The sequence below is a fragment of the uncultured Corynebacterium sp. genome (genome assembly GCF_902489365.1).
In the GTDB taxonomy this organism is placed as follows: domain Bacteria; phylum Actinomycetota; class Actinomycetes; order Mycobacteriales; family Mycobacteriaceae; genus Corynebacterium.
Map to the genome: position 1 here is coordinate 1 of NZ_CABTZR010000098.1, position 6,587 is coordinate 6,587.

Annotated in this window: 7 protein-coding genes; 2 read left to right on the forward strand and 5 right to left on the reverse strand. The window is 61.9% G+C overall.

Features of this window, described 5'->3' with window-relative positions; genetic code table 11:
• Together ychF and RDN59_RS10750 are read left to right on the forward strand one after the other, a co-directional pair.
• Positions 1 to 990, forward strand: a 990-nt coding sequence (gene ychF, locus RDN59_RS10745) for a redox-regulated ATPase YchF (protein ID WP_308607831.1), incomplete at its 5' end; no start/stop codon positions are given.
• A gap of 31 nt (positions 991 to 1,021) precedes the next feature.
• Entirely contained in the window at positions 1,022 to 2,212 is a 1,191-nt protein-coding gene (locus tag RDN59_RS10750; RefSeq protein WP_308607832.1) for an amidohydrolase, read from the forward strand.
• Here the strand turns inward: RDN59_RS10750 and RDN59_RS10755 are convergent.
• Genes RDN59_RS10755 through RDN59_RS10775 form a run of 5 tightly spaced genes read right to left on the reverse strand, consistent with a single transcriptional unit; the run spans position 2,209 to position 6,509 of the window.
• Positions 2,209 to 3,051, reverse strand: coding sequence for a MurR/RpiR family transcriptional regulator (locus tag RDN59_RS10755; protein ID WP_308607833.1), 843 nt, complete (start codon positions 3,049 to 3,051; stop codon positions 2,209 to 2,211). The genes RDN59_RS10750 and RDN59_RS10755 overlap by 4 nt on opposite strands.
• Before the next feature lie 13 nt (positions 3,052 to 3,064).
• Positions 3,065 to 3,883: a phosphonate ABC transporter, permease protein PhnE gene (gene phnE, locus RDN59_RS10760; protein ID WP_308607834.1), complete on the reverse strand. Its 819-nt coding sequence runs from the start codon at positions 3,881 to 3,883 to the stop codon at positions 3,065 to 3,067.
• On the reverse strand, positions 3,880 to 4,674 hold the full coding sequence (gene phnE / locus RDN59_RS10765; RefSeq protein ID WP_308607835.1) for a phosphonate ABC transporter, permease protein PhnE: 795 nt from the start codon (positions 4,672 to 4,674) through the stop codon (positions 3,880 to 3,882). Before phnE (RDN59_RS10765) ends, phnE (RDN59_RS10760) begins: the two co-directional genes overlap by 4 nt.
• Positions 4,671 to 5,471 (reverse strand): phosphonate ABC transporter ATP-binding protein, encoded by an 801-nt coding sequence (gene phnC / locus RDN59_RS10770; protein WP_308607836.1) that lies wholly within the window; start codon positions 5,469 to 5,471, stop codon positions 4,671 to 4,673. The genes phnE (RDN59_RS10765) and phnC overlap by 4 nt, the downstream gene beginning before the upstream one ends.
• A 45-nt stretch (positions 5,472 to 5,516) precedes the next feature.
• Positions 5,517 to 6,509, reverse strand: coding sequence for a phosphate/phosphite/phosphonate ABC transporter substrate-binding protein (locus RDN59_RS10775; protein ID WP_308607837.1), 993 nt, complete (start codon positions 6,507 to 6,509; stop codon positions 5,517 to 5,519).
• Positions 6,510 to 6,587 lie beyond the last annotated feature (78 nt).

Here is a 6,587-nt window from a genome sequence, read left to right on the forward strand (position 1 = left end):
CCGTTTGCCACCATTGAACCCAATGTCGGCCTCGTTGAGCTCCCCGATTCCCGCCTGAACCGCCTTGCGGAAATCTTCAACTCCGAGCGCATCCTTCCGGCTACCGTGTCCTTCGTGGATATCGCCGGCATCGTGGAGGGTGCGTCTAAGGGTGAAGGTATGGGCAACGCCTTCCTCGCCAACATCCGTGAGGCCGATGCCATCTGCCAGGTGGTGCGCGCCTTCGCCGATGAGAACGTGATCCACGTCGACGGTGAGGTCAATCCGGCGCACGACATCTCCGTTATTAATACCGAGCTCATCCTCGCGGACCTGCAGACCATCGAGAAGGCCCTGCCGCGCTTGGAAAAGGAAGCCCGCAAGAACAAGGACCTAGCAGAGACCGTGGAGGAGACCAAGAAGGCCCAGGCCATCTTGGAAGATGACCGCACCCTCTTCGCCGCTTCCAAGAGCAACGAGATCGACCTATCCCTCCTGCGCGAGCTGCACCTCATGACCGCGAAGCCCTTCCTCTATGTCTTCAACTCGGATGAGGCCGTGCTCACCGATGACGCCAAAAAGGAGGAGCTGCGCCAGCTTGTCGCCCCTGCGGAATGCGTCTTCCTCGATGCCCAGACCGAAACCGACCTCCTTGAGCTCGATGAGGCGGAGGCACTGGAACTGCTCGAGTCGGTGGGCCAGGAAGAGCCTGGCTTGGCGACGTTGGCCAAGGCCGGCTTCGCCACCCTCGGCTTGCAGACCTACCTGACCGCAGGCCCGAAGGAAGCCCGCGCATGGACCATCAAGCAGGGTTCTGCGGCTCCGCAGGCTGCGGGTGTTATCCACACCGACTTTGAGAAGAAGTTCATCAAGGCCGAAATCGTCTCCTTCGATGACCTAGACGCCGCTGGCTCCATGGCTGAGGCCCGCAACGCTGGCAAGGTGCGCCAGGAGGGCAAGGAGTACATCATGCAGGATGGCGACGTCTGCGATTTCAAGATCGGCGGCTAACTCGTGCGCTCATAGTGCGTAGGCTGTGGGCATGAGTATCGCCCACATCCTAGACCGCGCAGCAGAGGCCACGCAGTGGCAAGAAGCTCTCTACAAGGATCTCCACCAGCATCCTGAGCTCAGCATGGAGGAGGAGCGTACCCGCGGTGTTATCGCGGATAAGCTCCAGGAGTTTCCAGGAGTTGAGGTGCTGGAATTCGGCGGGGGAGTAGTCGGCATCCTCCGCAACGGCGAAGGAGCGACCGTTTTGGAGCGCGCCGATTTCGACGGCCTGCCGATCACAGAGGACACCGGCCTGGACTACTCCGCTACGGGCGAGGCAATGCACGCCTGCGGCCACGATGCCCATGTGACCGCTTTGTTGGGTGCCACGGAGGCGCTGGCGAAGGCCGCTGACGCGTGGTCCGGTACCTTCATCGCCCTGTTCCAGCCGGGCGAAGAGACCGCCGAGGGTGCTCAGTCCATGGTGGACGCGGGCCTCACCGATAAAGTCCCCACCCCTGACGTGGCCTTTGGCCAGCACATCTTCATTGATAAGAATGCCCCCGCTGGCAGCGTACTCATCGCGTCCGGCCCGGTCTTGTCTACAGCGACCTCACTCACCGTCACCGTTTATGGTAACGGTTCTCATGGCTCGATGCCGCACCTCAGCGTTGATCCGGTGGTGCTCGCCAGCTCCATCGTTCTGCGGCTGCAAACAGTTGTCTCCCGTGAGGTCGACCCTCACCACTTCGCCGTGTTGACCGTTGGCGCCCTGCAGGCGGGATCGAAGGCCAATATCATTCCGGGTTCGGCGACTTTATGCATCAACATCCGTGCCTATGACGAAGACGTCCGGGATCACATCGTTGAGGCGATTCACCGCATTGTTAAGGCGGAGTGCCGGGCAGCGATGTCCCCGCGCGAGCCGGAGATCCTGCAGAGCGATAATTTCCCCCTCACCGTCAACGATGAAGACGTGACCGAAAAGGTGCGCGCCCAGCTTATCGACGTCCTGGGGAGCGGCAATGTCCTCGATATGGAGCCGTGGACCGCATCGGAGGACTTCTCGCGGATCCCCGATGCCTTCGGCGCTCCCTATTGCTTCTGGGGCTTCGGCGGCCGTACCGATGGCGCATCAATTCCCAACCACAACCCGCGCTTTGCGCCGGAGCTGCAGCCGACGCTGACTACCGCGACCCAGGCACTCATCGCCGCAGCCTACGCCTACGTGGGTAATTAATCCTCCATCGCCGATTGCACCACGGAGAGTACCGTGCGCCGCGCCGCGGAATCATCGAGGTGGGAATCCACCAGCGTGACGAGCGCCTCCAAAACCAGCAGGAAGGCCACTCGGGAGGCATCCTGCAGCTCCGCGCGAAACGTCCCATCAGGGGAGGGGATGACCAGCGTGTAGGAGGCGAGCTCCGCCAGGGGCGAGGAGGTAAACGAGGTCAGCGCGATGAGCTTTGCACCCGCTTCGAAGGCTGCGGTGGCGGCGTTGAGCGTGAGCGTGGTTGATCCGGATCCGGAGACCACGAGGCACACACTGTCTTTATCTAATTGCGTCGCGGCGATGTGCTGGCCCATGGCCTCCGCTACGAACTCGGCGGGGCGCCCGATGCTTGTCAGTCGCAGCGCCATGGTTTGCGCTAGGGGAGCGGAGAGGCCGTTGCCCACGACGAGGACGCGCCTGGCCTGTGTCAATACCTCCACCGTTGCGGTCAGCTCATCCTCGTTGAGCAGGGCAGTGAGCCCATGCAAGTAGTTGCTAAAGGAGGCAATCTCGGCGGACATGCGGCCGACGTGGGTGGAGTCGGCGTCAGGAAGCGGTTTCGGGCGCTGCGCGATTTCCTGCGTGAGCGCTACGCGCAGTTGCTGGTATCCGTCATAGCCCAGCGCCTTTGCGGTGCGGATGACGGAGGTACGCGACGTTCCCACCTTAGCCGCCAGCTGGTCCGCAGTGGCGTGGAGGACAAAGTCCATGTCCTCCAAAATGGCTTGGGCCACGCGCTGCTCGATGGGCTGCAGGCTCGGCATGCGCGTAGTGATGTGTGCGGACGGCGGGGCGAAATCAATCATGGGAGGACAAGAATCAGGTGAACGTGGAGGCCACAATCCGGCGGCGAATGGCGCCGGAGATGGCGTCGATGGACATGGTGATGACGATGACCACGATGAGCAGGACGCCGACGACGTCCCACTGGCGGTATTGGGTATAGCCGGTGAGCATATCACCGATGCCACCGACACCAATGAGGCCGAGGACCGCGGAGGTACGCACGTTGATCTCAAAGCGATAGAGCGCCAGGGATGCTAATTCAGGCTGGACGATTGGCCACGTTCCCCAACGCACCATTTCTGCGAGGGTGCCGCCAGAGGCTTTGACGGCCTCAGCCGGGCCGGTCGGCGCGGTTTCGATGGCCTCATAGGTCCACTTGGCATGTGTACCGATGCCGCCGATCGCCAAGGCGAGCGCACCTGTAAAGGGAGTGAGTCCAGTGACTGTCAGGATAATGATGGCGATGATGATCTCCGGGACCGCGCGGATGATGGCGAAGAGCGCGCGCAGCGGCAGGCATACCCAGCCAGGGGAGACAGTGTTCGCGGCGAGGACGCCGAGGATTGTAGAAAGCACTACGCCAAGAAGCGCGCCGATCCACGCCATGGCCACGGAGCGCCACGTCTGGAGGAGTGCTTCACCAAGCTTGGACCAGTCCGGGTTCGAGAACATGAGTACGAGGTAGTGCCAGATGTTGGCGGGGAGCTCTTTGAGCGCGGACAAGTTGACATCGATGTAACCGAAAGACAGCGCGAGGATGACCAAAATTCCGGCCCACGCAGCCCAAACACCCCAGCTGCGGGAACGTGAAGGTAGCGCGGATGGTGCAGTTGCTGGAAGTGCAGTGCTCATCGCAACCTCTTTCGCAGGTTGACGGATACGACCTCGAGGGTGATGACGACGACGAGCAGCTCCAGCACGATGGCGGAAAGCGCATCGTAGCGATAGAAGCCACGGACCTCATCGATGAGCAAGCCAATGCCACCCGCGCCCACGAGTCCCAATACCGCGGAGATACGGACGTTGAGTTCGAGAGAGTAAATGACCTGGCTGGCAAAGGCAGGCCAGGTTTGTGGGAGAGCAGTCACACGATTGATCTGATTCTGCGTACCACCAGCGGCGCGGCCGGCCTCCATGTAGGAGTCATCAGCGGAGTCGATCGCTTCAGAGACGAGCTTGACCACGATGCCGACGTCGAAAAGCACCAGCGTAATAATGCCCGGGAGGGCACCCACGCCGAGCATGGCGACGAGGATGGTGGCGTAGACGAGGTCGGGTACCGCGCGGATAACGTTGACGATACCGCGCACGAGTGTGCGCCACGGCGTCGACGGATTCGTCGGGCGCGCAGCCCACAACGACAGCGGAAGGGCAATCACCGCGGAGATGGCGGCACCCACCACGGCCATGGCTAGGGTCTCGAGCAGAGGCTCCCACGTGCGCGGAAGGATCGACCAATCCGGGGTGAACATCTGCGCGAGCCTGTCGGCACCGTTGCGCCAGTTGCGCGCGATCTGACCCAGGTGGATGTCAATTCCGCCCCAAGCGGGGATGCACGTGGCGATGGTCAGCGCGATGAACGCGGCGAGCCCACCGAGAATGCCGGGCCAGTTGCGCTGACGAGGAGGAAGCACGGCTGTCATACTGTGCTCCCTTGGCTCCCCAGCTGGTCCTCCTCGCGGATCCGGCGGCCATAAATGGCCTCGAAATCCTCCACGGTGGACCCCTGGGCGGGGCCATCGAAAACGATCTTGCCGTGGCGAATGCCGATGATGCGTGTCGCGTAGTCCTGGGCCAGGTCCACAAGGTGCAGGTTCACCAATGTGGTGAGGTCACGTTCGGTATTGATGCGGCGGAGATCCTTCATGACGGAGTGCGCGGTAGGCGGGTCGAGGGACGCCACGGGTTCATCGGCCAACATAATGGCCGGCTTCTGGGAGAGGGCGCGGGCGATGGCCACGCGCTGCTTTTGGCCGCCAGACAAGGCACCGGCCTTGTTCCACGCCTTGTCGAGGATGCCCACGGATTCCAATGCCTCGGCGATAACCGCTTTGTCCTCAGCAGTAGAGATACCTAACAGCGTGCGCCAGCCAGGGTTGTGGGAGAAGCGGCCAACGAGCACGTTGGCGAACACACTCGCGCGATCTGCCAGGTTGAACTCCTGGAAAATCATGCCGATGCGGCCACGGAGCTTACGCAGCTGGGAGCCTTTCGCGGCGGAGATCTCGTGGGGGCCAACGAAGATTTTTCCGGACGTCGGCTTAACGAGCCCGTTAATGCTGCGGATGAACGTGGACTTACCGGAACCCGAGAGGCCGACGATGGCGACGAATTCACCGGGGGCGATGTCCACGGAGACGTCGTCAAGCGCCAGCGTTCCGTTGGGGTAGCGCACCGAGACATTCTCGAACCGAATGCCCCACGCCTTCTCCTCCGTCATGGGGAACCTTTCTGAGTGGGAAATGGGCAGTGGAGGAGCGCGAACCTACTGCGCGAAGCGCTCGTTGACCTTGCGCGCCATGTCAATGGATTCCTTCTTAGCCGGAACCCAGTCGGTGATATCGAAGATGGCGGACATCGTGTCTGGGTCGACCTCAGAGAAACCATCCATGAGTTCGGTGATTTCCTTGCGGCGCTCTTCTGGGACATCGTCCGAAATGACGACGCCGCCGTTGGGGTACATGTCGGTGTATCCGAAGACGACGAGCTTCTCAGCCAAGTCAGGAGCCTCGGACGAGTCGATGGTGGAGCGTGCGTCCCAGAAGCTAAAGCCCACCTCGGCATCGCCGTTGTAAACCGCCATGATGGAAGCATCGTTGGAGGTCACCGGGACCTTCTTGAGGTTATCGACGTCGATACCCTGGGACTCCATCGCCATGACGGGCAGCTGGTAGCCGGCCGGGGAGGTGGCGCCGAGCATAGCGACGGTGGTCTCACCATCGATCTTCTTCAGTGCCTCGAGGCCCTTCGGTCCCTGACCCTTGTTCTCGTCTGCGGTGGCGGTGCCGTTGCAGTACAGGTACTCGGCGCCGCTGGCAGCGTAGGTGGACTTGACTGGCTCATCTTCGCAGTACTTGTCCGGGTTGTTGGTGACAAACTGGCCGGCGTAGGAATCTGCACCGAAGCGCTCATCTTGCAGCACGGCGTGAGCACCGTACATGTCTTCAGCGGAGGCCAGCTGTGCAGCGGAGGCGATGGCGATGTCAGCCTGGCCGGAGCCGATGGCCTCGACGGCGGCCTGGTAATCCTTGGTCACGACACCCTCGACCTCCACGCCGAGCTCTTCAGAGAGGTAATCGGTCAGCGGCTTCGCGGTGGTCACCAGGTCATTGACCTTCTCGTTCGGGATGAGCGCGAGGGTGAGCTTCTCATCGGAGCCCTTGGCAGAATCGGAACCGTTATCGGAGTCGGAAGAGCAGGCGGTGAGGGAGAGGGACAGGGTAAGGGCGGTGGCGGCAAGAGCGGTGAAGCGGCGCATAATGAATGTCTTTCTGTGAGTGTGTTAAAAAGCGGAGGTCAGTTCGGGGAAGATGTCGGTGACGCGGGTGACGCGCCA

Bases quoted from the DNA above. Each gene is read 5' to 3' on its own strand.
- RDN59_RS10750 (WP_308607832.1), top strand. From the start codon at position 1,022: ATGAGTATCGCCCACATCCTAGACCGCGCAGCAGAGGCCACGCAGTGG.
- RDN59_RS10755 (WP_308607833.1), bottom strand. From the start codon at position 3,051: ATGATTGATTTCGCCCCGCCGTCCGCACACATCACTACGCGCATGCCG.
- RDN59_RS10775 (WP_308607837.1), bottom strand. From the start codon at position 6,509: ATGCGCCGCTTCACCGCTCTTGCCGCCACCGCCCTTACCCTGTCCCTC.
- phnE (WP_308607834.1), bottom strand. From the start codon at position 3,883: ATGAGCACTGCACTTCCAGCAACTGCACCATCCGCGCTACCTTCACGT.
- phnE (WP_308607835.1), bottom strand. From the start codon at position 4,674: ATGACAGCCGTGCTTCCTCCTCGTCAGCGCAACTGGCCCGGCATTCTC.
- phnC (WP_308607836.1), bottom strand. From the start codon at position 5,471: ATGACGGAGGAGAAGGCGTGGGGCATTCGGTTCGAGAATGTCTCGGTG.